Below are 22,570 nucleotides of genomic sequence, written 5' to 3' on the forward strand. Positions count from 1 at the left end.
CCGCCCCCCCCCGACGGTCGGCGAGGACACGAGCCGTCGTCGCGGGCGAGACCGGCATCCTCGCTGATGATCGACTCATCGAGAGCGGCCACGCGCCGTGTCCCGCTCCATCACGATCGCTGCTCAGCCGATGTCCATGCCCAACGGGTCGCCGGCCTCGCCCCGCACGCGCCGCAGCACCCGCATCGACCCGAGCGCCTCGACCTCCTCGAAGGACCCGGAGGCGAGGGCCGGCAGATAGATGTCCTCGTACGGCGGTCGGCCGCCGTCGGCCGGGTCGGGGAAGACGTCGTGGATCACCAGCAGTCCACCGGCGTCGACCCACGGCGCCCAGCCGCGGTAGTCCGCGCGGGCGGGCTCGACGCCGTGACCGCCGTCGATGAAGAGGAGCGAGAGCGGCGTGCGCCAATGGCTGCTGACGACGTCGCTGTGGCCGACGACGGCGATCACGTCACGCTCGAGGCCGGCCGCCTCGATGGTCCGGCGGAAGACGGGCAGGGTGTCCATCCGGCCGGTGCGGGCGTCGACGAGCGCCGGGTCGTGGTGCTCCCAGCCGGCCTGATTCTCCTCCGAGCCACGGTGGTGGTCGACGGTGAAGATGGCGGCACCGACGCCGGCCGCGCGCGCGGCCGCACCGAGGTAGACCGCCGACTTGCCGCAGTAGGTCCCGACCTCGAGCGCCGGGCCGTGCGCGAGCCGGTCGACGGCGTACCGGAACAGCAGCAGGCCCTCGTCCGGAGGCATGAACCCCGGCGCGTCGACGGCGTGCTTCAGCAGGTCTTCAGGGATCTCCGGCGCAGGCACGGCCCTCACCTTAGTGTCACCGCCCGTGTCGACCGCCCGTGTCGACCGGCCGTGTCAGCTGCTCGGCTGGTCGTCGACCTGGATGTCGAGGTGATGCTGACTCGTCCCACCGAGGCCTCGCCGGAGCAGGCATGCGCCGTCTGCCCTAGGCTGAGCGCCGTAACGTCTCGTGGCGCAGGAATCCGGTGCGAGTCCGGAGCGGTTCCGCCACTGTGAGTCCTGGCCCGGCGAGGGGCGGGGCACAGCCAGACACTGGCCACGGGACCTCCGCCGACCAGGGGCGAGAACCCCGAGGAGAAACCGTGTCGACTTCCGCGGCCACCACTCCCGCGCGCCTTGCGCTGCTCTCCACCTCCGACACCGACCTGCTCTCCGCCCGCGCGTCCGGCGCGGCCTACGGGTGGGCCAACCCGGCCCGCGCGAGCGACGAGGAGCTGACCGCGCTCGTCGCAGGAGCCGCGCTGGTCGTCGTACGCCAGCTCGGGTCGCCGCACGAGCTGTGGCCCGGGCTCGAGGCTGTCCGTGCCGCCGGCACGCCGCTGGTCGTGCTCGGCGGTGAGCAGACGCCCAGCGCCGAGCTGATGGAGCTCTCGACCGTGCCCGTCGGCATCGCCGCGCAGGCGCACCGCTACCTCGCCGAGGGTGGCCCCGCCAACCTCGCCCAGCTCCATGCGTTCCTCGCCGACACCGTGCTGCTCACCGGCGAGGGCTTCGAGCCGCCGGCGATCGTGCCCACCTGGGGCTTCGCCGAGCGCGACGTGACACCCAGCGCGCGCCAGAGTGCGCTCTCAGCATCACAGGGCGAGCTGCCCCGCGTGGGGGTGCTCTACTACCGTGCCCACGAGACCAGCGGCAACACCGCCTTCGCCCACGCGCTCGCCGACGCGATCGATGCGACCGGGGAGGCGGTCGGCGTGCCGATCTTCTCGACGTCGCTGCGCGCCGCCCCCGATGAGCTGTACGACGCCCTCAGCAGCCTCGACGCACTGGTCGTCACGGTGCTCGCCGCCGGTGGAGCCACGCCGGCCGCGGCGAGCGCCGGCGAGGACGACGGCTCCTGGGACGTGGAGCGGATCGCGGCGCTCGGCATCCCCGTCCTCCAGGGCCTGTCCCTGACCAGCAGCCGCGCCGAGTGGGAGGCCTCCGACGACGGCGTGACACCCATCGACTCGGCGAGCCAGGTGGCGATCCCGGAGTTCGACGGCCGGATCATCACGGTGCCGTTCTCGTTCAAGGAGATCGACGAGGACGGCCTGCCGCGCTACGTCGCGGACGCGGAGCGGTGCACCCGGCTCGCCCGGCTCGCGGTCAACCACGCCCGGCTGCGCCGGGTGCCGAACGCCGAGAAGCGGATCGCGCTCATGCTGTCGGCCTACCCGACCAAGCACGCCCGCATCGGCAACGCCGTCGGCCTCGACACGCCGGTCTCCGCCGTACGCCTGCTGCGCCGACTTCGCGACGAGGGCTACGACGTCGGCGACGGCTTCGGCGTGCTGGACCTCGAGGACGAGACCGAGGCCGGCGACCGGCTCATCCATGCACTCATCGCCGCGGGCGGCCAGGACGAGGACTGGCTGACCTCGGGGCAGCTCACCGACGCGCACGTGCGCGTCCCGGCCGATGACTACCGCGCCTGGACGGCCGACCTGCCGGCGACGCTGCGCGACCAGATCGTCGCCGCCTGGGGCGAGGCGCCGGGGAGGCTCTTCGTCAACGCCGCGCCCGATTCCGGGGAGAAGGAGATCGTCCTCGCCTGCCTGCAGGCCGGCAACGTGGCGCTGATGATCCAGCCGCCGCGTGGCTTCGGGGAGAACCCGGTCGCGATCTACCACGACCCCGACCTGGCGCCGAGCCACCATTACCTCGCGGCGTACCGCTGGGTCGAGCAGGGGTTCAAGGCCCACGCCGTCGTCCACCTCGGCAAGCACGGCTCGATGGAGTGGCTGCCCGGCAAGAACGCCGCGCTCTCGGCCGCGTGCGCCACCGACGCCGTCATCGGCAGCCTCCCGCTGGTCTACCCGTTCCTCGTCAACGACCCCGGCGAGGGCGCCCAGGCCAAGCGCCGGGCGCACGCCGTCATCGTCGACCACCTGGTCCCGCCCATGGCCCGCGCGGAGTCGTACGGCGACATCGCGCGCCTGGAGCAGCTGCTCGACGAGCACGCCAACATCGCCTCGATGGACCCAGCCAAGCTGCCGGCGATCCGGGGTGAGATCTGGCAGCTGATGCGGTCGGCCGAGATGCACCGCGACCTCGGCCTGGACGACCGGCCCGAGGACGATGACTTCGACGACTTCCTCCTGCACGTCGACGGCTGGCTCTGCGAGATCAAGGACGCCCAGATCCGCGACGGCCTGCACGTCCTCGGCGGCGCGCCCGTCGGGGAGGCGCGGGTCAACCTCGTGCTCGCGATCCTGCGGGCCGCGCAGGTGTGGGGCGGCCAGGACCACGCGGTCCCCGGTCTGCGGACGGCTCTCGGACTGACGAGCGAGCAGGCGACCACCGAGGTGGACGTCGTCGAGGCCGAGGCCCGAGCGCTGGTGGAGGCGATGGAGAAGGCCGACTGGGACCCGGCGGAGGTGACGCGCCTTCACCACGACCCCGAGGTGCAGACGGTGCTGCGGTTCGCCGCCACCGAGGTGGTGCCGCGGCTGGCACGGACGACGGACGAACTCGACGCCGTGCTCACCGCGCTGGCGGGGGGCTTCGTGCGGCCGGGGCCGTCCGGATCGCCGCTCCGCGGGCTGGTCAACGTCCTCCCGACCGGGCGCAACTTCTACACCGTGGACCCGCGCGCGGTGCCGTCGCGGCTGGCCTGGCAGACCGGGCAGGCGATGGCCGAGTCGCTGGTCCAGCGCTACCTCGACGAGACCGGGACGCATCCGACCTCCGTCGGCCTCTCGGTCTGGGGCACCAGCGCGATGCGCACCAGCGGCGACGACATCGCCGAGGTGCTGGCGCTGCTCGGCGTCCGGCCCGTGTGGGACGAGGCGTCGCGCCGGGTGCGCGACCTGGCCGTCGTACCTCTCGCGGAGCTCGGCCGGCCCCGCATCGACGTGACGGTCCGCATCTCGGGATTCTTCCGGGACGCCTTCCCGCACGTCGTGGCGATGCTCGACGACGCCGTACGCCTCGTGGCAGCCCTGGACGAGCCGGACTCGCTCAACTACGTCCGCGCGCACACCCGCACCGACCTCGCCGAGCACGGCGACGAACGCCGCGCGACGACGCGCATCTTCGGCTCGAAGCCGGGGTCCTACGGCGCGGGCATCCTCCAGGCCGTCGAGTCCGGAAGCTGGCGCGACGACGCCGACCTCGCCGAGGTCTACACGGCCTGGGGCGGCTTCGCCTACGGACGCGGCCTCGAGGGGGCGCCGGCGGCGGACGACATGCGCGCGAACTACCGCCGGATCAAGGTGGCGGCCAAGAACGTCGACACCCGCGAGCACGACATCGCCGACAGCGACGACTACTTCCAGTACCACGGCGGCATGGTCGCCACCGTCCGCGCGCTCACCGGCGAGGACCCGAAGGCGTACGTCGGCGACTCGACCTCGCCCGACGCGGTCAGGACGCGCACGCTGGGGGAGGAGACCGCCCGCGTGTTCCGCGCCCGCGTGGTCAACCCCCGCTGGATCGCGGCGATGCGCCGTCACGGCTACAAGGGCGCCTTCGAGCTGGCCGCGACGGTCGACTACCTCTTCGGGCTCGACGCGACCGCCGGCGTGGTCCACGACTGGATGTATGACAAGCTCGCCCACGAATACGTGCTCGACCAGGAGACCAACGAGTTCCTGCGCCGCTCCAACCCGTGGGCGCTGCGCGGCATCGTCGAGCGTCTGCACGAGGCGGCCGAGCGGGGCCTGTGGGCCGAGCCCGACGCCGAGACCCTCGCGGCGCTGCAGCAGGCCTACCTCGACGTCGAGGGAGAGCTGGAGGACCGGTGACCCTGCGAGAGGCTCAGCAACGGAACGGCGCAGCGTCGCCGTCGACGCTGCGGATCATCGGCATCGGGATGGGCCCGCAGCACGTCACCCCCGAGGCGGCCGAGGCGCTGCGCGGCTGCGACTACGTCCTGGCTGCGCGGAAGTCGGCGGACGACGCGCTGCTGGCGGTCCGGCGCGCCGTCGCGGAGGCGTACGACGTCGAGCTGGTCGCCGTCCCCGACCCGGACCGTGACCGCGCCGACCCCGCGGACTACCCACGCGCGGTCGCGGACTGGCACGAGGCCCGGGTCGCGGCGTACGCCGGGATCCTCGGTGCGCGTCCGGGCACGGTGGCGATGCTGGTGTGGGGAGACCCGTCGCTCTACGACTCCAGCATCCGGATCGCCGACGCGCTGGTGGAGCGCGGCGCGCTGGCGTCCTACGACGTCCTTCCGGGGATCTCCGCGCCGCAGCTGCTCGCCGCCCGCCACCGCCTGGTCCTCAACGACGTCGGCCGGGCCGTCCACCTGACCACCGGTCGCCGGCTCCGGGAGGCCGTGGACGCGGGGCTCGACAACCTCGTCGTCATGCTCAATCGCCGGCTCGACCTCGGCGGGCTCGAGGACTGGTCGATCTGGTGGGGCGGCAACCTCGGGGCCGCGGGGGAGGAGCTCGTCTCCGGCCGGGTGGGCGAGGTCCTGCCGGAGATCGAGGCGGCCCGCGAGCGAGCTCGCGAGGCAGCCGGCTGGGTGATGGACCTCTACCTGCTGAGGCGTCCATGAGCGGTGTCGCGGGACGGCCCGCCGACAGGCCCGCCGACCGGCCCGGCCACTCCGTGCTGGTCGTGCCTGTGCCCGAGCTGGACCCGTTCGTCCAGGCCCGGACGGCGCACTACGACGCGTCCTTCCTCTCCGCCGACCCGGCGTTCGCCCACGCCCACGTCACGCTGCTCGGCCACTGGCTGTCGGATCCGGCCGTGGCCGACCTCGACACCGTCGCGCAGGTGCTGGCCAGGTTCGAGCCGTTCGAGACGGCGCTGGGGGAGGTCTCCGCGTTCCCCGACGGCCTCGTCCACCTGCGGCCCGAGCCCGACGCGCCGTTCCGCGCGCTCACGCAGGCGCTCGTCGCGCGGTTCCCGCAGTGCCCGCCGTACGCCGGCCGCTTCCCGGACCCGGTGCCCCACCTGACCCTCGACCAGACCTCCGAGGCCGTCACCGTGGACTCGGTCGCCGCCGAGCTCCGCGGCATCCTCCCCGTGCGCCTCCGGGTCGACCGGGTGGACCTGCAGTGGTGGGCGAACCACGACTGCCACGTGCGGCACACCTGGAAGCTCGGCGTGTCCGAGGTGGTCCGCTGATGGCCGGGCTGCTGGTCGCCGGGACGACGTCGGACGCGGGCAAGAGCGTCGTCACGACCGGGCTCTGTCGTGCGTTCGCCCGGCGGGGGATCCGGGTGGCGCCCTACAAGGCCCAGAACATGTCCAACAACTCCATGGTCTGCGCGGGCCCGGACGGTCCCGCCGAGATCGGCCGGGCGCAGTGGATCCAGGCGCTCGCCGCCCGCGCCACGCCGGAGCCGGCGATGAACCCGGTCCTGCTCAAGCCCGGCAGCGACCGACGCAGCCACGTCGTCCTCCTGGGCCAGCCGTACGGCGAGGTGTCGTCCTCCGACTGGGTCGAGGGCCGACGCGTGCTGGCCCGCACCGCCCACGAGGCGTACGACGACCTGGCCGCCCGCTACGAGCTGGTCGTGGCCGAGGGCGCGGGGAGCCCCGCGGAGATCAACCTGCGTGCCGGCGACTACGTCAACCTGGGGCTGGCCCGGCATGCGGGACTGGCGACGGTCGTCGTGGGCGACATCGACCGCGGCGGCGTCTTCGCGTCGATGCTCGGAACCCTGGCACTCCTCGATGCCGACGACCAGGCGCTGCTCGCCGGCTGGGTCGTCAACAAGTTCCGCGGCGACCTCGCGCTCCTGCGGCCCGGGCTCGACGAGCTGACGCGGCTCACCGGGCGTCCCGTCCACGGCGTGCTGCCGTGGCATCCGGACCTGTGGCTCGACTCCGAGGACGGCCTCGACCTGGACGGTCGCCGGGCGGCGCCAGGCGAGAGCGTGCGGACCGTCGCCGTCGTACGCCTGCCGCGGGTCAGCAACTTCACCGACGTGGACGCGCTCGGGCTCGAGCCGGGGCTGGACGTCGCGTTCGTCTCCGATCCACGCCGGCTGGCCGACGCCGACCTCGTCGTCCTGCCGGGCAGCCGCGCGACGCTCGCCGACCTGGCGTGGCTGCGCGAGCGCGGGCTGGCGGACGCGGTCGTGGCCCACGCCCGCGCCGGGCGTCCGGTCCTCGGCATCTGCGGTGGCTGCCAGATGCTCGGACGGACGATCCGCGACCCTCAGGGCGTGGAGGGGTCCGTCGGCGCGGAGGTGCCCGGACTGGGCCTGCTCGACCTGGCGACCACCTTCCGGGCCGAGAAGACGCTGCGCCTGCACGAGCCCGCCGGCTACGAGATCCACCATGGCCGGGTCAGCGGTGAGACCCGATCCGGTAGCGTCGTGGGGACCATGGTGCACGGAGCTCTCGAGGATGACGACACCCGAGCGGCCTACCTCCTCGAGACGCTCGGGATCCGCTCACAGGCCTCGTTCCCCTACGCGCGGCAGCGACGCCTCGACCTGCTCGGCGACCTGGTGGAGCAGCACCTCGACGTCGACGCCCTGCTCTCGCTCGCGTACGACGGCGCGCCGGCCGGGCTGCCGGTCCTACCGCCAGGAGGGATGTCATGAGGGTCCTGCTGCTCGGCGGCACCGCCGAGGCCCGCGAGCTCGCCCAGCGGCTCGTCGCCGCGCGGATCGAGGTGACCTCGTCGCTCGCGGGGCGCGTCGAGCGTCCCCGGCTGCCGGTCGGCGACGTCCGCATCGGTGGGTTCGGCGGGGTGCTCGGCCTGCGGAACGCGCTCGCGGACTACGACGTGGTCGTGGACGCCACGCATCCCTTCGCCCGGGGCATCAGCGCCAACGCCGTGGCCGCCTGCACGATGGAGCCGCCCGTCCCGCTCCTCCGGCTCGAGCGTCCCGGCTGGACCGGCGCACCCGACTGGCACTGGGTCGACTCCAACGACGACGCCGCGACCGTCGCCGATCGCCTCGGCCGTCGGCCGTTCATCACGGTCGGGCGTCAGGAGCTGGGACGCTACCTGCCCGTGCTCGGCCGGCGGTCGGTGCTCGCCCGCGTCGTCGACCTGCCCGACATTGCCGTTCCGCCGGACTGGCGCATCGTGACCAGCCGCGGGCCCTACCACCTCGACGGCGAGCTCTCGCTCATGCGCGCACACCGAGCCGACGTCCTGGTCACGAAGGACTCCGGCGGGACCTACACGTGGCCCAAGATGGAGGCCGCCGCCACGCTGGGTGTCCCGGTCGTCGTCGTACGCCGCCCGCCCGGTCCACCGGGCATCCCGACCGTCACCGACGTCGAGGCCGCCGTGGAGTGGGTCGAGTCGCAGCGCGCCGGCTCCCCGCGATGAAGGTCCTCGTCACCGGAGGCGTGCGCTCGGGGAAGTCGCGCCACGCCGAGGAGCTGCTCGCGGGGCGCGACGATGTCGTCTACGTCGCCGCCGGACCGGTCGTGGACGATGCCGACTGGGCGGCGCGGATCGCTGCGCATCGTGCCCGGCGCCCCGCGACGTGGGCGACGCTGGAGACGTGCGACCTGGCGGCCGCTCTGGCGAGGCCGGAGGCCGTGCTGGTCGACTGCCTCGGGACGTGGCTGACCGGCGTCCTCGACGAGCGATCGCTCTGGGAGTCTCCGGTCGAGCAGGTCACCGGCGTCGTCCAGGAGCTGGTCGACGCCGCCGCGGCGCGCCTTCGGGGGCGGGACGACGCCGTCCTGGTCACCAACGAGGTCGGGCTCGGGGTCGTGCCGGCCCACCGCTCGGGGCGGCTCTTCCGCGACCTTCTCGGCTCCGTCAACCAGGCCTTCGGCGCGGCGTGCGACGAGGTGCACCTGGTCGTCGCCGGACGGGTGCTGGTGCTCTGAAGGACGCGCTGCCGGCGCGAGCGAGTGGTTCCCGGCCGCGAGAGAGGGGTCCATCCGACCACGTCCACGGTGGGGGCCGACCGTGACGGGCCGTGGCCCCTCTCTAGAGCGCTCGCCGAGGTGCTTCGCCGTGCGCTGCGCGCCAGTAGCCGCAGAACGCGACCCGGTCCTTCGGCAGACCGCAGGTGAGCCAGTGGCGGCGTACGGCGCCGACGAGCCCCGCCTCGCCGGCGACCCAGCCGAAGGCCCCTTGCGGGAAGAGCGTCCGGTCGCGTACGGCGGCGATCGCATCGTCGACCCAGACGACCTCGACGCCCTCGGGCCGGGCCAGCTCACGCCGGTCGGCGTCGTCGCGCAGCTGGACGGTCGCGCGTCCACTGACATCGGTCGGCAACGCCGTGAGGATGCCGGCGAGCGCAGGCAGCGCGGTGACGTCGCCGACCAGCTCGACCCGGGCGGATCCCTGCGGCAGGACGAAGCCGAGACCACCGTCGATGAGCCCGACGGGGTCGCCGGGCGAGCACGAAGCTGCCCAGTCGGCGGCGCGGCCCCGCTCGCCGTCGGCGCCACGGTGGAGCACGATATCGAGGTCCAGCTCGGGACCGTCCGGACCGTCTGCTCGGAACTCGGCGACCGTGTAGCTGCGCATCACCGGCCGATCGGCGCGGGCGAGCGTGAGGTAGCGCAGATAGGAGCGCGGGGTCAGCCGCCCGGGGACCCGGGCCAATGACGCACCGTCGTCGACCGGGAGGAAGAGCCGGACCCACTGGTCTGCCCCCAGAGGCACGAAACCGGCCAGGCCCTGGCCGCCGAGCGTGACGCGGACGAAGGAGGGGGACAGCCGCCGTCGGCGTACGACCCGACAAACCAGAAGGTCGGCCTGCCCCGGAGGGCGGCCGACCTTCGTGAGGTTCTGACGGGGCAATCTCAGCCCCGCGAGATGCGGATCATCTGGTCGCGCGGCACGACCTTGACCCGCTCGCGGCCGCCGAAGGCCTCGCCGAGCGAGAGCTCGTGCGCGTCGAGCTTGGCCCAGCCCTCCTCGGTCGTGAACTCGACGCCACGCGCGGTGAGGTGCTCGACGATCGCCTCGGGGTCGCTGAACTCCGGCGCGGCGAGCTTGTCGATGTCGGCCAGCAGGTGCTCGATCGTCTCCTTGGCGTCGGACTTGGTGTGACCGATGAGGCCGACCGGGCCGCGCTTGATCCAGCCGGTGACATAGAGACCGTCGACCTGCTCCCCGTCGAGGAACACCCGGCCGCCCTCGTTGGGGATGACGCCCGCGCCGTCGTCGAACGGCACGTCCGGGAGCGCGGAGGAGAGGTAGCCCACGGCGCGGTAGACCGCCTGGACGGGGGTGTCGACGAACTCACCGGTGCCGCGGACGTTGCCGTCGCCGGTGTACTCGGTCCGCTCGGTCCGGATCGCCACGACGTTCCCGTCCTCGCCGAGGATCTCCACCGGGTTGTGCATCATGTGGAGGTGGATCCGGTGCGGGGCACCGGTCGGCTCGCCCTCGAGGTACTTCAGCAGCGTGTCGACGACGAGCTTGGTGGCCTTGTGGCTCGAGATCTCGGCCTGACCGGCGTCGTCGATCTGGAAGCCGTCCTCCTCGACCAGCACGTCGACGCTGGGGGAGTGCGACAGCTCGCGGAGCTCCATCGGCGAGAACTTGATGTGCGCCGGACCGCGACGTGCGAAGACGTGGACGTCCGTCGCGCGGTTGGCCTTGAGCCCCTCGTAGACGTTGTCGGCGATCTCCGTCACGAGCTGCTCGTCGGCGGGCTTGGCCAGCATGCGCGCGACGTCGAGCGCCACGTTGCCGGCGCCGATCACGGCGACGGACTCCGCCTCGAGCGGCCACTCGCGCGGCACGTCGGGGTGGCCGGCGTACCACGAGACGAAGTCGGCGGCGCCGTGGCTCTGCGGCAGCTCGACGCCGGGGACGTTGAGCGCACGGTCGGCCATCGCGCCGGTCGCGAAGATGACGGCGTCGTAGTAGCGCTTCAGGTCGTCGAGCTTGAGGTCGGTGCCATAGTCGACGTTCCCGAAGAAGCGGATCCGGTCGTTGTCGAGGACGCGGCGCAGCGCCTTGATGATCTCCTTGATCCGCGGGTGGTCCGGCGCGACGCCGTACCGCACCAGACCGTACGGCGCCGGGAGACGCTCGATGACGTCGACCTGGGCCTCGGGGTGCTCGCGGGTGAGGATGTCGGCGGCGTAGATGCCGGCCGGGCCGCCTCCGACGACGGCGACACGAAGAGAGCGCATGAACTGCCTTTCCTGGGACTAAGGCGAGCCTAAAACCTCACCATCCTGTCTCGCGGCGAGGGCCGCATCACGGACTCGTGATTCGAATCACAAGCAGAGGTGGTAGAGGGCCGCGGTGACGAGGTCGGTCAGGTGGTCGACCGCCGGCGGACGGGGAACGCGAGGACCCCCGCGCCGACGATCAGGAGAACGATCCCGCCGCCGACCGCCCACAGGACGGCGGTGGGGTCCGTGGGGGTCGGCTCCCACCACATCGTCCCGGCCACCGCCGCCTTCGTCGTGCCCGCTCGCAGCGGGATCCGCCAGTGGGCGACCAGGTGTCGCTTCCCGGGCTCGCCATGGACGGTGGCCGGCAGGGCGCCGCCCGCCCAGGCGACCCGCTCGTCGTGCCAGGAGAACTCGCCGGTCCGGGCGACGCGCGCCCAGCGGACCGCCGAACCGGGGGCCACCGAGCTCGGCGCCGTCCCGAGCGTCTCGGTCGTGGCGAAGGTCGTCAGCGAGCCCTCGTTGCGCCAGACCCCGTCGCTGGTGATCCGCAGGTAGGGCTCGCGCTGGTAGCCGAGCACGACGAGCGCACGGGCACCGGAGTTCTGCACCGTCACCTCCCCGCCGTGCGCCTCGACCCGGATGCGGATCCCCGGGAGGGCGGGCGTCACCCGGTCGAGCTCGGTCCGGACATTGTCGGCCGCGTTGCCGCCGCCGTGCGCGGCGACGGGGGAGACGCCGGCGAGTCCGGCGGCGACGATGACGCAGGCTGTCGCAAGCGCGCGTACGCCGCGCCGCCGTACACCACCTCGACCGTGACGGCGCCGCAGACGGCGGCGGGGCCCGGACCTGATGGTCCGACCCCCGCCCGAAGCTCCGTGGCGGCCGGTCATCCGACGACGGTCGACGCGGGCGCCGACGCCACCTCATGCCGCGTCACCGGCGCGAGGACACGCTCGGCCAACGGCGCGAAGACCAGGGCGATGACGCCCCACAGGATGACCTGGGCGCCGACCGAGTAAGCCCGGAACTGCGCGAGGACGTCCGCCGGGAAGCCCGGGAAGACGATGCGGCCCTCGGCATCCTTCAGTGGCAGCGGCGTCTCGGTGGCGTGCTTGCCGTACTCGACCACGTTCGCGTGCAGGTGGCCCAGCGCCGGCATGACCAGCATCACGACCGTCATGACGACCAGATAGCCGAGCCCGACGACGACCGTCGATGTCGTGACCGACCAGCGGCGGTGCAGCTTCTGGCCGACGTACACCGCCAGGAAGAGTGCCAGGCACGAGCAGAAGACGAGGATGAGGTAGAGCGCGCCGCGCGTCCTGATCGTCTCCTCGTGACCGATCGCCGGCGGGTTGGCGGGATACTTCATGAACGGCACCAGGAAGACCCCGACGAAGAAGAACGCCGGGACGAGGTAGCCGAGCTGACGCGGACGGATCCGCCCCGTACGGCCGAGGCAGATGACATAGGCGACCGCAACGAGCGCCCCCATGGCGGCGCCGAAGAGGACCAGGCCGGCACCGATCCCGAGGTTGCCCTGGACGGTGCGGCTGAAGATGTCGGGACCAGCGGCGGGTACGGCGAGGCCGGCGGCCTTGTCGAGCTTGTCCTGGGCCGCGTCGCGCGCGCTCTCGTAGTCGATCGCCTTCGAGATGACCGGCTCGGCGAAGAGCCGGGCGAAGACGAACATCACCAGTCCGGCGGCGGCGCCGGAGAGCACGCCCCGCCCGATGAGCTGTTTCTCCATGTTCGGTTGTTCTCCTGCCTGAGGTGGATCAGTGGCAGGGGAAGCCGAGGAAGTGCCGGCCGTCGTGGAAGAGCTCGTGGAGGACCATGCTCTTCCCGAAGATCGACATGGCGCCCTCGTCGACGCCGACGAAGTAGTAGACGAGCAACGCCGCGATCGCGGTGCCGAGAAGAAGGGCGACCGTCGTGACCTGGGCGGTCACGATCGGGGTCGTGATCGGGGCGACGGGAGTGTGGACAGCAGACGTGGTGCTCACGTGATGCTCCTTCAGGAATACAACGTTCCCTCGTAGGGCTGGATCACGGCGGCGGAAGATCTGACTTCACGGACTCCTAGGACCGCTCACAGTGGCGTGACCGTGCCGGACTCTCACCGGCTTCCTCGCATCCGACGTGCTCGGGCAGCCTACGCGGTGCGTGCGGTGGCGGCAACGCGGCTCGCGGACCGAGACGACCGCCCGGTGATCGCCGCCGTCCCGAGCGCCATGGCCGCCGAGGTGACCGCCGCCGCGAGCCCGAGCCGTCGCGCCAGGCGCCGAGCGCGGGCGATGTCGGGCCCGGTCGGCGCCGGTCCGTCGCCGAGGCGGGCGCGCTGCTCGGTCCACCGGTCGGCGCCGGTGCCGTAGGTGTTCGTCCCGCCCAGCGTCAGGTCGAGCGCTCCGGCGAACGCGGCCTCGACGACCCCGGCGTTGGGGCTGGGATGAGCGCCGGCGTCCCGCCGCCACACGCGTACGACGGCGGCCGAGCGCCGCGGGGAGACGACCGCGGTCAGCAGCCCGGCGAGCCGCGCCCCCGGCAGGTTGAGCACGTCATCGAGTCGCGCGGCGGCCCAGCCGAACCGTTCGTAGCGTGCGCTGCGGTGGCCCACCATCGCGTCGAGCGTGTTGGCGGCGCGGTAGCCGAGGAGCCCCGGGACGCCCGCGACGGCGCCCCACAGCAGCGGCGCGACGACGGCGTCGGAGGAGTTCTCCGCGACCGACTCCACGACCGCCCGCGCCACGCCCGACTCGTCGAGGCAGCTGGTGTCGCGGCCGACCAGGTGGGTGAGCCGGACCCGCGCCGTCGCCAGGTCGCCCGCGCCCAGGAGACGCTCCACCGCGGCCGCCTCCCGGTCGAGCGAGCGCCCGCCGAGGACCGCCCAGGTCGCCAGCGCGGTGAGGCCGACCCGCAGGATGGGGGAGCGGAGGCGCCGGACCGGGAGACCGAGCCCGGCCGTGCCGGCCACCAGGAGGAGCGTGAAGCCCGCCCCCGGCAGCCGCCGGTCGTCGTACCACTGATGCTCGAGGTGGCTGGCGACCGTGCCGAAGCCGGCGACGGGGTGGAAGCGGCGCGGGTCGCCCAGCACCGCGTCGGCGGCGTAGCCGAGCACCAGGCCCGCGGCGGTGGCGCTCGCGCGCTGCCGGACGGTCATGCGAGCGCCACCAGCAGCGCGGCGAGGGCGAGCTCGATCGCGGCGCCGAAGACGTCGCCGGTGACCCCACCGAAACGGCGGTGGACGCGGAGCAGGAGCGCACCGAGCACGAGGAGCGCGGCCACCGCAGCGACCGCGCCACGCCACCAGGGCAGCCCGGTGAGGGCCGCCGCCGCGACCAGGGCAGCCGCGACGACCAGCCACAGCACCACCGCGGCGGCCCGCGGCACCGTGCCGGCGAAGGTCGCGCCGAGACCGCCGGGCCGTGCCGGTCGCACGCCGTGGACGCAGCAGACCGCCAGCGCGCCGCGGGACGCGCAGACCACCGTGCCGGCGAGCACTGCGCCGCGCAGACTGCCGGGCAGACCAGCGAGCGCCGCCGCCTGCAGCCCGGCGACGAGGACGACGGCGACCGTGCCGGCCGGCCCCGAGGTGCCGGTCTTCATCACGGCGAGCGACCGCTCGGCGTCGTAGGACGCCGTCAGGCCGTCGGCCACGTCGGAGAGGCCGTCCCAGTGCATGACCCGTGTCCCCAGCGCGAGCGCCGCGACCGCCAGGACTCCGCCCACCAGCGCGGGGAGCGACGCCCCGCGAGCGAGCTGGAGGACGACGGCGACGAGCACGGCCAGGGGTACGGCGGCGACCGGAGCGAGCAGCATCGCGACTCGGGCCCGCGGCCGGTCCACCTGGGCCGGCGGTGGGACCGGCACCGCGGTGAGGGTGCCGAGCGCGAGCCGCCATCCGTCGCGGAGCACGCCTCGCAGGCCAGCCGTCACTCGGGCAAGAGGTCGCTCAGCAGCGCGACGTCGCGGAGCAGGGCGGCGGAACTGCGCACGACCGGGACCGCGGCCACCGCGCCGGAGCCCTCGCCGAGCCGCAGTCCCAGGTCGAGCAGCGGCTCCAGGCCCATCTTCGCGAGCGCGAGGGACTGCGCCGGCTCGGTGGACCGGTGGCCGGCCGCGAACCACGCCGCGGCGCCGGGCGCGACCCGGTCGGCGGTCAGGGCGCACGCCACGCTCATCAGCCCGTCGAGGAGCACCGGGACACCGAGCTCGGCGGCCGTCAGGAGGAAGCCCGTCGTCGCCGCGAGGTCGGCGCTGCCGAGGGCCTGGAGGCAAGCGACCGGGTCGTCGAGGCGGTCGCGGACCCGGTCGAGCGCCGCCTGGACGACCGCGGTCTTGTGCTCCCAGGCGGCCGCGTCGATGCCCGTCCCGCGCCCGGTGACCTCCGCGGCGGGTAGGCCGAGGGCGGCGGCGACGAGCGCCGCGGCGGGAGTGGTGTTGCCGATCCCCATGTCGCCGCTCAGCAGCAGTTGGGAGCCGGCGGCAACCTCCTCCCGCGCGACCGCGGCACCGGCGTCGAGCGCCGCGCGGACCTCGTCGGCGGTGAGCGCGTCCTCCAGGTGGATGGCGCCGCTCGACCGCCGCACCTTGTGGGCGGTCAGGGCGCCGCGGACGGCGTCGGGGAGGTCGGCGAAGTCGTCGTCGACGCCGAGGTCGAGCACCCGCACGCTCACGTTGTGGGCCCGGGCGAGGGCGCTCACACCGGCCTTGCCCGCGAGGAAGGTCCGCACCATCGCGCCGGTGATCGCGGAGGGGAAGGCGGAGACGCCGTGCGCCGCCACCCCGTGGTCGCCCGCGAAGATCACCAGGCGGACGACGTCGACCGGGCGCGGCGGCACCTCACCCTGGGCGGCGGCGATCCAGACGCCGAGGTCGCCGAGGCGGCCGAGCGCCCCCGGCGGCGTGGCCAGACCGGCGAGCCGCTCGACGGCTGCCTCCCGGGCGTCGGCGGAGGGCGGGGCGATAGTGGTCATGCTTCTCCTCGTGCGTGGTGCGGCTGGTGGTGCAGGTCGTCGAGCAGGTCGTCGAGCGCGCTGAAGAGCAGGGCGGTGGTCGCGGGAGGTCGTACGGCGATCCTCACCCACGACCCGTCGAGACCGGGGAACGTGTCCGCTCGGCGTACGGCGACGCCGCGGTCGCGGAGCGCCGCGTGGGCACCGTGGCCGGGACGGGCGAGCACGAACGAGGTGGCGGAGGCGACATGGGGGATGCGGCGGGCGGTCAGGCCCGCCTCGAGGGCGCTGCGCCATGCGACGAGCCGCTCGGCGCGTGCCCGTGACTCGGTCGTGGCCGTGGGCGTCGCGAGGGCAGTCATCGCGGCGAGCGCGGGCGTCGAGACGCTCCAGGGAGTCTGGCCACGGCGCAGGTCGGCGACGACGGCAGCGCTGCCGAGAAGGTAGCCGGCCCGCAGACCCGCGATCGACCAGTGCTTGGTGAGGCTGCGAATCACGACGAGCCCGTCGTCGACGGAGTCCGCGAGCGTCTCGGGCTCACCCGGCACGGTGTCCATGAACGCCTCGTCGACGACGACGAGCCGCCCCGGACGGCGCAGCCGGTCCAGCGTGGCGTGCGGGTGCAGCACGCCGGTGGGGTTGGTGGGGTTGCCGACCACGACGAGGTCGGCGTCGTCGGGCACGGCCGCCGGGTCCAGCACGAACCCGTCCTCCGCGCGGCAGGCGACCACGCTCACCCCGCAACCGGCCTGCTCGAGCGCGGCGTGCGGCTCGGTGAACTGCGGATGCACGACCACCGGCCGGCGCCAGCGTCGCAACCGCGCCAGGAGGGAGAAGGCCTCCGCCGCGCCCGCCGTCGCCAGGACCTCCTCCGGACGCCGGGCGTGGAGCGCCGCAAGCGCCTCCTCGGCGGAGGTGGCGTCCGGGTAGGCGGCGACCCCGCCCAGTCCGGCGTGGATCGCGTCGTCGAGCCAGGGCGGTCGCGGGCCGGCGTACACGTTCACCGCGAAGTCTGCGACGCCCTGCCCACGCACCTCGACATCACCGTGGTGCCGCAGCGGCTCCACCGGCCGAGAGGTCGCTTGTTCCGCGCGAGAGGACAGATCGTCCGATGTGCCGCTCACTTTCGGTGACGTCTCAGCAGGAATCGGTGACCTCTCGGCGCGGGCGTGGACGGCGTCCGCGAAGCGCTGGGCGAGGTGCGGGTGACCGGCCCAGTGGACGTGGAGGTACGACGCATGGAGGGTGCCACTTGCGAAGCCGACCGTACGACCCTCGGCCGTCCACGCGGGCCCGAGCTCGCCGTCGCCGGCCCCCGGCGTGACCTGCGTGCGGTGGAACTCGTGGCCCGTGACCGTCTCGCCGGCGCGGGTCAGCAGCGTGTCGCCCGGCGACGTCGCGGTGGGGTAGGCGAGGGTGAGCCGCTCGGCCATCGCCGCGTCGGCGCCGACCGCTCCGACCATCGGCGAGCCGTCGAGGGTGCGGGAGAGATAGAGGAGCCCGGCGCACTCCGCCACCGTGGGTACGCCGGCGGCGACCGCGTCGCGCAGCGACCGCCGCAGTGGCTCGTTGCCGGTGAGCGCCTCGGCGTGGACCTCCGGGAAGCCGCCACCGAGGTAGATCCCCGCGGTGCCCTCGGGCAGCGCGGGGTCGGTCGCGGGGTCGAACGCGACGACCTCGCAGCCGGCCGCGCGGAGCAGCTCCTCGGTCTCGGCGTAGCGGAACGTGAAGGCCCGCCCGCCCGCCACGGCGACGACCGGCCGCCCCTCACCCGCGACCCGCATCTCGGCGGCCGGGTCCCAGGGCTCCGCCTCGAGCGCAGACGCGCTCCCGGCGAGCGCGAGCACGGCGTCGAGATCGATGTGCTCAGCGACCCGCTCACCCAGGCGCTCGACCAGGGCTGCGGTCTCCGCGCGCTCGGCGGCCGGCACCAGGCCGAGGTGGCGCGCGGGCGCGGCGAGGCCGGCGTCACGCGGGAGGGCGCCCAGCACGGGGATCTGGGTGCGCTGCAGGGCGCTCGTGATCTCGGCCGCGTGACGGCGCGAGCCGACCTTGTTGAGCACGACGCCGCCGACCCGCAGCGACGGGTCGAAGGTCGCCACGCCGTGCACCACGGCCGCGACGGTGCGGGAGGCGGCCGAGGCGTCCACGACGAGCAGCACGGGGGAGTCGGTGAGGGCGGCCACGTGGGCGGTCGAGGCATACCCGTCGGCGCCGACCCGACCGTCGTACAGGCCCATGACGCCCTCGAGCACAGCGACGTCGGCGCTGCGCGCACCGTGGAGCAGGAGCGGCACCACCCGGTCCTCACCGACGAGGTGCGGGTCGAGATTGCGGCCCGGCCGCCCACACGCGAGGGCGTGGAAGCCGGGGTCGATGTAGTCGGGCCCGACCTTGTGGCCGCTCACGACGTGACCGGCCCGCGCGAGCGCGGCCATGAGCCCCGTCGCCACGGTCGTCTTGCCCTGGCCGCTCGCGGGCGCGGCCACGACGAGGCGGGGGAGCACGGTCACCACTCGATGCCTCGCTGGCCCTTCTGCCCGACGTCCATCGGATGCTTGACCTTGCCCATCTCGGTGACGAGGTCCGCGGCCTCGATCAGGCGGGGGTCGGCGTTGCGTCCGGTGACGACGACATGCTGCCGCCCGGGCCGTGCGGTCAGTGCGGCGACCACGTCGTCGACGTCGATCCAGCCCCACGTCAGGGGATAGGTGAACTCGTCGAGGACGTAGAGGTCGTGCGCCTCGGCGGCGATCCGCCGCTTGACCTCCGCCCAGCCCTCGGCCGCGGCGGCGGCGTGGTCCGTCTCGTCGCCCTGCTTCCGGCTCCATGACCAGCCGCTGCCCATCTTGTGCCATTCGACCGGGCCGCCCTCGCCGGTCTCGTCGTGCAGCTGCCCGAGGCGCTCGAGCACGGTCTGCTCGCCGATCCGCCACTTCGCCGACTTCACGAACTGGAAGACCCCGACCCGCCAGCCCTGGTTCCAGGCCCGCAGCGCGAGGCCGAACGCGGCGGTCGACTTCCCCTTGCCGGGGCCGGTGTGGACCATCAGCAGCGGACGCTGGCGTCGCTGGCGCGTGGTGAGCCCGTCGTCGGGCACGCTCGTCGGCTGGCCCTTCGGCATCAGGCCACCCGCTCCCGCACCGTCGTGGCGAGGACGTCCGCGGACACCTCGCCGACCGGGACGTGCTCGGCGCCGAGATGGCGCGCCAGGACCTCCGCGAGACCCATCCGCAGCGGGCCGCTCTCGCAGTCGATCACGACCGCGCCGATGCCGTGGAGCGCGTCGGCCGCAGCGCGCGAGCGGATGACGGGGTCAGCCCCTGCCGTCGCCCGCCCGTCGGTGACGACAACGAGCAGCGGCCGTCGCCGCGGGTCGCGGAGCCGCTCGCGCTCGATCACCTCCGCCGCCTCGAGGAGGCCCTCCGCGAGCGGCGTACGCCCGCCCGCCGGCAGCTCGTCGAGGCGGCGAGCGGCCACGTCGACCGACCGGGTCGGCGGCAGCGCCAACTCGGCACCGTGCCCGCGGAAGGTCACGAGACCGACCTTGTCGCGACGGCGATAGGCGTCGAGCAGGAGCGACAGCACGGCCGCCTTGACCTGCGTCATGCGCTTGCGGGCGGCCATCGATCCCGACGCGTCGACGCAGAAGAGCACGAGGTTGCTCTCCCGGCCCTCGCGGGCGGCGAAGCGCAGGTCCTCGGCGCGCAGGGCCAGCGGCCCCGCAGCCCGGCCACGCACGTGTTGGTACGGCGCCGCCGCGCGCACCGTCTCCACGAGGTGGAGCGGACCCGTGGCCTCCCGTCCGGCGCCGACGCGTCGGCCGATGCCGGTCTGCGCCCGGCTGCGTCGTCCGGCCTCGCCCTCGCCCAGGCCGCGCACGGCGAACATCCGCGCCCGGTAGGCGTCACCGGCTCCCACGGTCGAGGAGTCACCCGTTCCGCCCGAGAGGTCACCGGTTCCCCCCGAGGAGTCACCCGTCCCGCCCGAGGAGTCACCGCCACCGGGCCGGCCCGGCGCGGGGTCCGGGTCGTCGGGACCCTCGGGCCCGCCGTCGGGACCCTTGGGCCCGTCCGGAGGTTCCGGCGGCCCATCGAGGTCGTCCTCGCCGAGCGCCTCCTCGAGCCGGTCCTGGTCGAGGCCCGGGGCGTCGAGCGGGTTGCGCCGACGCCGGTGCGGGAGGGCGAGCCGGGCGGCGACGCGGATGTCGTCGAGCGTGACGCGGTCACGTCCCTGCCAGGCGGCGTGCGCGACGGCGGTACGCGCGGTGACGATGTCGGCCCGCAGCCCGTCCACGTCGAACGCCGCGCACACCTCCGCGATGCGCAGCAGCGCCGCATCGGTGAGCTGGACGTGACCCACCAGCGCCTGCGCCTCGACGATGCGAGCCCGCAGGCGCCGCTCCCGGTCTTCGTACGACGCCACGAACCGCTCCGGCTCCGCGTCGAACGCGAGCCGGCGACGGACCACCTCGGCGCGAAGCTCGGGCTCGCGGGGAGCGGCGACCTCGACCGCGAGGCCGAACCGGTCCAGCAGCTGGGGACGCAGCTCGCCCTCCTCGGGATTCATCGTCCCGACCAGCACGAACCGCGCGGCGTGCGAGACCGACACCGCGTCGCGCTCCACCGTGACGGTGCCGGTGGCGCCGGCGTCGAGGAGCAGGTCCACCAGGTGGTCGTGAAGGAGGTTCACCTCGTCGACGTAGAGGATCCCGCGGTGTGCCCGAGCCAGCAGGCCGGGCTCATAGTCGACCTTTCCCTCGGAGAGGGCACGCTCGAGGTGGATGGAGCCGAGGACACGGTCCTCGGTCGCGCCGACGGGGAGCTCGACCAGCCGGACCGGCCGGGACTCCACGGCCACCGTCTCGTCGAAGGGCCCGTCGGGGGAGTCTGCACCCGCGGCCGCGCCGCCCCGGGTGCCGGGGTCGGTGGAGAACCTGTCGCCGACGTACACGTCGATCGGCGGCAGCACTCCGGCGAGCGCGCGCACCAGCGTCGACTTCGCGGTGCCCTTCTCGCCGCGGACGAGGACGCCACCGATCCCGGGGGAGACGGTGGTCAGGACCAGGGCCAGGGCCATGTCGTCGAGCCCGGCCGGGCCGTCGGGGTCACCGCCGAGGACGGCAGAGAAAGGGTAGGACAGTGGCATGTGAGGCTCCCGCTCGTCGCCAACCAACAAGGACGGGCGCGGGGCCGGTCTTCGGACTGAGCGAGTCACCCTCCTGGGAGGGTGCTCGGATCACCGCAGCGGGCCTGTGCCGGAATCTCACCGGCTTCCCAGATTCTCCCGTCGGTCCGTCCTCACCGTCTGGCGATGACTGGGACCTCGGGGCACCTCGCGCCTGGTGACCGACACGCTAGCATCGCCGCTCATGGCCTCCGGCAGCACGCTCGTCACCGTCGTCGGCATCGAGGCGGACGGGATGCTCCCAGGCACCGCCGTCGAGCTCGTCGCCTCCGCGGACGTCGTGCTCGGCGGCGCGCGTCATCTTGCGCTCCTGCCGCCGCCGCTGGATGGGCAGGAGCGGGTCCCGTGGCCGAGCCCGCTGCGCACCGGCCTGCGCGCCCTCCTCCGGTCGTACGCCGGCGCTCGGGTGGTCGCGCTGGCGTCGGGCGATCCGCTGGTCTCCGGCATCGGCACGACCTTGGTCGACCTCCTGGGCACGGGAGCGGTCGAGATCGTCCCCACCGTCTCCTCGGTGGCCCTGGCGCGGGCCCGGATGCGGTGGCCGGCCGAGCGCTGCGAGGTGGTGACCCTGGTCGGGCGCGACGCCCACCTCGTGCTCCGCCACCTCGCCCCCGGCCACCGGCTGCTCGTGCTCTCCGCCGACGAGCACACCCCCGGGCAGGTCGCGCAGCTGCTCGCCGGCGCCGGATACGGCGCCTCGCGGCTCACCGTCCTGGGCGACCTCGGCACCCCTGAGGAGTCCCGGTCCGAAGCCACCGCCGCGACCTGGGAGGGGGCCGCGCCCCGGCTGCACGTGCTCGCCATCGAGCTCGCCGGGCCGCTCACCGCCGGATGGGCCGGCGGGCTCCCCGACGACGCGTTCGAGCACGACGGCCAGCTCACCAAGCGCGACCTGCGCGCGAGCGCGCTCGCGCGGCTGATGCCCGCCCCCGGCCAACTGCTCTGGGACGTGGGCGCCGGAGCAGGCTCCGTCGGGATCGAGTGGCAGCGCGCCCACCCCGCCTGCCGGACGGTCGCGGTCGAGGCCGACCCCGACCGCGCGGCGCGCGTGCGGCGCAACGCGGACCGCCTCGGCGTGCCCACCCTCGAGGTCGTCACCGGCCGCGCCCCCGACGCCCTCGCCGGGCTCCCCGCACCGGACGCCGTGTTCGTCGGGGGTGGCGCCACCCGTCCCGGCGTCCTCGACGCGTGCCTGAACGCACTGGGCCCCGGCGGGCGCCTCGTGGTCCACGGCGTCACCGTCGAGACCGAGACCGTGCTGGCCGGCCGTCAGGCGGAGCTCGGCGGCGAGCTCACCCGGATCTCGGTGGAGCAGGTCGACGCCGTCGGCAGCTTCCGTGGCTGGCGTCCCCAGCGCACCGTCGTGCAGTGGGCCCTCACCCGCTGACGCCGAGTCGGCG

19 protein-coding genes and 2 riboswitches are annotated in these 22,570 nt (G+C 74.1%); of the genes, 7 read left to right on the top strand and 12 right to left on the bottom strand.

Annotated elements, in window-relative coordinates:
- Positions 1-123: 123 nt before the first annotated feature.
- Positions 124-804: a class I SAM-dependent methyltransferase gene (locus AB3X52_RS15840; RefSeq protein WP_367995067.1), complete on the bottom strand. Its 681-nt coding sequence runs from the start codon at positions 802-804 to the stop codon at positions 124-126.
- 153 nt (positions 805-957) lie between these two features.
- Positions 958-1,079, top strand: a riboswitch (cobalamin riboswitch).
- A 27-nt stretch (positions 1,080-1,106) separates the two neighbouring features.
- Here AB3X52_RS15840 and cobN point away from each other — a divergent pair.
- Genes cobN through cobU form a run of 6 tightly spaced genes read left to right on the top strand, consistent with a single transcriptional unit; the run spans position 1,107 to position 8,769 of the window.
- Positions 1,107-4,751 (top strand): cobaltochelatase subunit CobN, encoded by a 3,645-nt coding sequence (gene cobN / locus AB3X52_RS15845; protein ID WP_367995068.1) that lies wholly within the window; start codon positions 1,107-1,109, stop codon positions 4,749-4,751.
- Positions 4,748-5,512 (top strand): precorrin-6A synthase (deacetylating), encoded by a 765-nt coding sequence (cobF, locus tag AB3X52_RS15850; protein WP_367995069.1) that lies wholly within the window; start codon positions 4,748-4,750, stop codon positions 5,510-5,512. The genes cobN and cobF overlap by 4 nt, the downstream gene beginning before the upstream one ends.
- Positions 5,509-6,087 (top strand): 2'-5' RNA ligase family protein, encoded by a 579-nt coding sequence (locus AB3X52_RS15855; RefSeq protein ID WP_367995070.1) that lies wholly within the window; start codon positions 5,509-5,511, stop codon positions 6,085-6,087. Before cobF ends, AB3X52_RS15855 begins: the two co-directional genes overlap by 4 nt.
- Complete coding sequence (locus tag AB3X52_RS15860) at positions 6,087-7,517, top strand: cobyric acid synthase (RefSeq protein WP_367995071.1); 1,431 nt, start codon at positions 6,087-6,089, stop codon at positions 7,515-7,517. Before AB3X52_RS15855 ends, AB3X52_RS15860 begins: the two co-directional genes overlap by 1 nt.
- Complete coding sequence (locus AB3X52_RS15865) at positions 7,514-8,257, top strand: cobalt-precorrin-6A reductase (RefSeq protein WP_367995072.1); 744 nt, start codon at positions 7,514-7,516, stop codon at positions 8,255-8,257. The genes AB3X52_RS15860 and AB3X52_RS15865 overlap by 4 nt, the downstream gene beginning before the upstream one ends.
- Entirely contained in the window at positions 8,254-8,769 is a 516-nt protein-coding gene (gene cobU / locus AB3X52_RS15870) for a bifunctional adenosylcobinamide kinase/adenosylcobinamide-phosphate guanylyltransferase (protein WP_367995073.1), read from the top strand. The genes AB3X52_RS15865 and cobU overlap by 4 nt, the downstream gene beginning before the upstream one ends.
- A 103-nt stretch (positions 8,770-8,872) precedes the next feature.
- Here the strand turns inward: cobU and AB3X52_RS15875 are convergent, their stop codons facing one another.
- The 11 genes from AB3X52_RS15875 to AB3X52_RS15925 all read right to left on the bottom strand — a co-directional run bounded on the left by AB3X52_RS15875 (position 8,873) and on the right by AB3X52_RS15925 (position 21,131).
- Positions 8,873-9,694: a siderophore-interacting protein gene (locus AB3X52_RS15875; RefSeq protein WP_367995074.1), complete on the bottom strand. Its 822-nt coding sequence runs from the start codon at positions 9,692-9,694 to the stop codon at positions 8,873-8,875.
- A gap of 2 nt (positions 9,695-9,696) precedes the next feature.
- Entirely contained in the window at positions 9,697-11,040 is a 1,344-nt protein-coding gene (locus AB3X52_RS15880; protein ID WP_367995075.1) for an FAD-dependent oxidoreductase, read from the bottom strand.
- A gap of 128 nt (positions 11,041-11,168) precedes the next feature.
- A complete protein-coding gene (locus tag AB3X52_RS15885) occupies positions 11,169-11,918 on the bottom strand; it encodes a hypothetical protein (protein WP_367995076.1) in 750 nt (249 codons plus the stop codon).
- Positions 11,915-12,778, bottom strand: coding sequence for a CbtA family protein (locus tag AB3X52_RS15890; RefSeq protein WP_367995077.1), 864 nt, complete (start codon positions 12,776-12,778; stop codon positions 11,915-11,917). The genes AB3X52_RS15885 and AB3X52_RS15890 overlap by 4 nt, the downstream gene beginning before the upstream one ends.
- Before the next feature lie 28 nt (positions 12,779-12,806).
- Positions 12,807-13,034 carry a CbtB domain-containing protein gene (locus AB3X52_RS15895; RefSeq protein ID WP_367995078.1) on the bottom strand — a complete coding sequence of 76 codons (228 nt, stop codon included), beginning with the start codon at positions 13,032-13,034 and terminating at the stop codon, positions 12,807-12,809.
- Between the two features lie 149 nt (positions 13,035-13,183).
- Positions 13,184-14,188 carry a cobalamin biosynthesis protein gene (locus tag AB3X52_RS15900; protein ID WP_367995079.1) on the bottom strand — a complete coding sequence of 335 codons (1,005 nt, stop codon included), beginning with the start codon at positions 14,186-14,188 and terminating at the stop codon, positions 13,184-13,186.
- Positions 14,185-14,943: an adenosylcobinamide-GDP ribazoletransferase gene (locus tag AB3X52_RS15905; RefSeq protein ID WP_367995080.1), complete on the bottom strand. Its 759-nt coding sequence runs from the start codon at positions 14,941-14,943 to the stop codon at positions 14,185-14,187. The genes AB3X52_RS15900 and AB3X52_RS15905 overlap by 4 nt, the downstream gene beginning before the upstream one ends.
- Before the next feature lie 17 nt (positions 14,944-14,960).
- Positions 14,961-16,004 carry a nicotinate-nucleotide--dimethylbenzimidazole phosphoribosyltransferase gene (cobT, locus tag AB3X52_RS15910; RefSeq protein ID WP_367995081.1) on the bottom strand — a complete coding sequence of 348 codons (1,044 nt, stop codon included), beginning with the start codon at positions 16,002-16,004 and terminating at the stop codon, positions 14,961-14,963.
- The gene (cobBC, locus tag AB3X52_RS15915; protein ID WP_437440565.1) at positions 16,001-18,499 is read right to left on the bottom strand and encodes a bifunctional hydrogenobyrinic acid a,c-diamide synthase/histidinol phosphate aminotransferase CobBC; all 2,499 of its coding nucleotides are present in this window, start codon (positions 18,497-18,499) and stop codon (positions 16,001-16,003) included. Before cobBC ends, cobT begins: the two co-directional genes overlap by 4 nt.
- Positions 18,493-19,107, bottom strand: a complete 615-nt coding sequence (gene cobO / locus AB3X52_RS15920) for a cob(I)yrinic acid a,c-diamide adenosyltransferase (RefSeq protein WP_367995083.1) — start codon at positions 19,105-19,107, stop codon at positions 18,493-18,495. Before cobO ends, cobBC begins: the two co-directional genes overlap by 7 nt.
- Positions 19,107-21,131, bottom strand: coding sequence for a VWA domain-containing protein (locus tag AB3X52_RS15925; RefSeq protein WP_367995084.1), 2,025 nt, complete (start codon positions 21,129-21,131; stop codon positions 19,107-19,109). The genes cobO and AB3X52_RS15925 overlap by 1 nt, the downstream gene beginning before the upstream one ends.
- A 25-nt stretch (positions 21,132-21,156) precedes the next feature.
- Positions 21,157-21,323: riboswitch (cobalamin riboswitch) on the bottom strand.
- Between the two features lie 31 nt (positions 21,324-21,354).
- Here AB3X52_RS15925 and cbiE point away from each other — a divergent pair.
- Positions 21,355-22,557 carry a precorrin-6y C5,15-methyltransferase (decarboxylating) subunit CbiE gene (cbiE, locus tag AB3X52_RS15930; protein ID WP_367995085.1) on the top strand — a complete coding sequence of 401 codons (1,203 nt, stop codon included), beginning with the start codon at positions 21,355-21,357 and terminating at the stop codon, positions 22,555-22,557.
- The last annotated feature ends 13 nt before the right edge of the window (positions 22,558-22,570 follow it).

The sequence above is a fragment of the Nocardioides eburneus genome, from assembly GCF_040838215.1.
Lineage (GTDB): Bacteria > Actinomycetota > Actinomycetes > Propionibacteriales > Nocardioidaceae > Nocardioides > Nocardioides eburneus.

What these genes read in the sequence shown, in the direction of transcription:
- AB3X52_RS15855 (WP_367995070.1), top strand. Translation starts at nt 5,509, where the DNA reads ATGAGCGGTGTCGCGGGACGGCCCGCCGACAGGCCCGCCGACCGGCCC.
- AB3X52_RS15860 (WP_367995071.1), top strand. Translation starts at nt 6,087, where the DNA reads ATGGCCGGGCTGCTGGTCGCCGGGACGACGTCGGACGCGGGCAAGAGC.
- AB3X52_RS15865 (WP_367995072.1), top strand. Translation starts at nt 7,514, where the DNA reads ATGAGGGTCCTGCTGCTCGGCGGCACCGCCGAGGCCCGCGAGCTCGCC.
- cobU (WP_367995073.1), top strand. Translation starts at nt 8,254, where the DNA reads ATGAAGGTCCTCGTCACCGGAGGCGTGCGCTCGGGGAAGTCGCGCCAC.
- AB3X52_RS15880 (WP_367995075.1), bottom strand. Translation starts at nt 11,040, where the DNA reads ATGCGCTCTCTTCGTGTCGCCGTCGTCGGAGGCGGCCCGGCCGGCATC.
- AB3X52_RS15885 (WP_367995076.1), bottom strand. Translation starts at nt 11,918, where the DNA reads ATGACCGGCCGCCACGGAGCTTCGGGCGGGGGTCGGACCATCAGGTCC.
- AB3X52_RS15890 (WP_367995077.1), bottom strand. Translation starts at nt 12,778, where the DNA reads ATGGAGAAACAGCTCATCGGGCGGGGCGTGCTCTCCGGCGCCGCCGCC.
- AB3X52_RS15900 (WP_367995079.1), bottom strand. Translation starts at nt 14,188, where the DNA reads ATGACCGTCCGGCAGCGCGCGAGCGCCACCGCCGCGGGCCTGGTGCTC.
- cobT (WP_367995081.1), bottom strand. Translation starts at nt 16,004, where the DNA reads ATGACCACTATCGCCCCGCCCTCCGCCGACGCCCGGGAGGCAGCCGTC.
- cobO (WP_367995083.1), bottom strand. Translation starts at nt 19,107, where the DNA reads ATGCCGAAGGGCCAGCCGACGAGCGTGCCCGACGACGGGCTCACCACG.
- AB3X52_RS15925 (WP_367995084.1), bottom strand. Translation starts at nt 21,131, where the DNA reads ATGCCACTGTCCTACCCTTTCTCTGCCGTCCTCGGCGGTGACCCCGAC.
- cbiE (WP_367995085.1), top strand. Translation starts at nt 21,355, where the DNA reads ATGGCCTCCGGCAGCACGCTCGTCACCGTCGTCGGCATCGAGGCGGAC.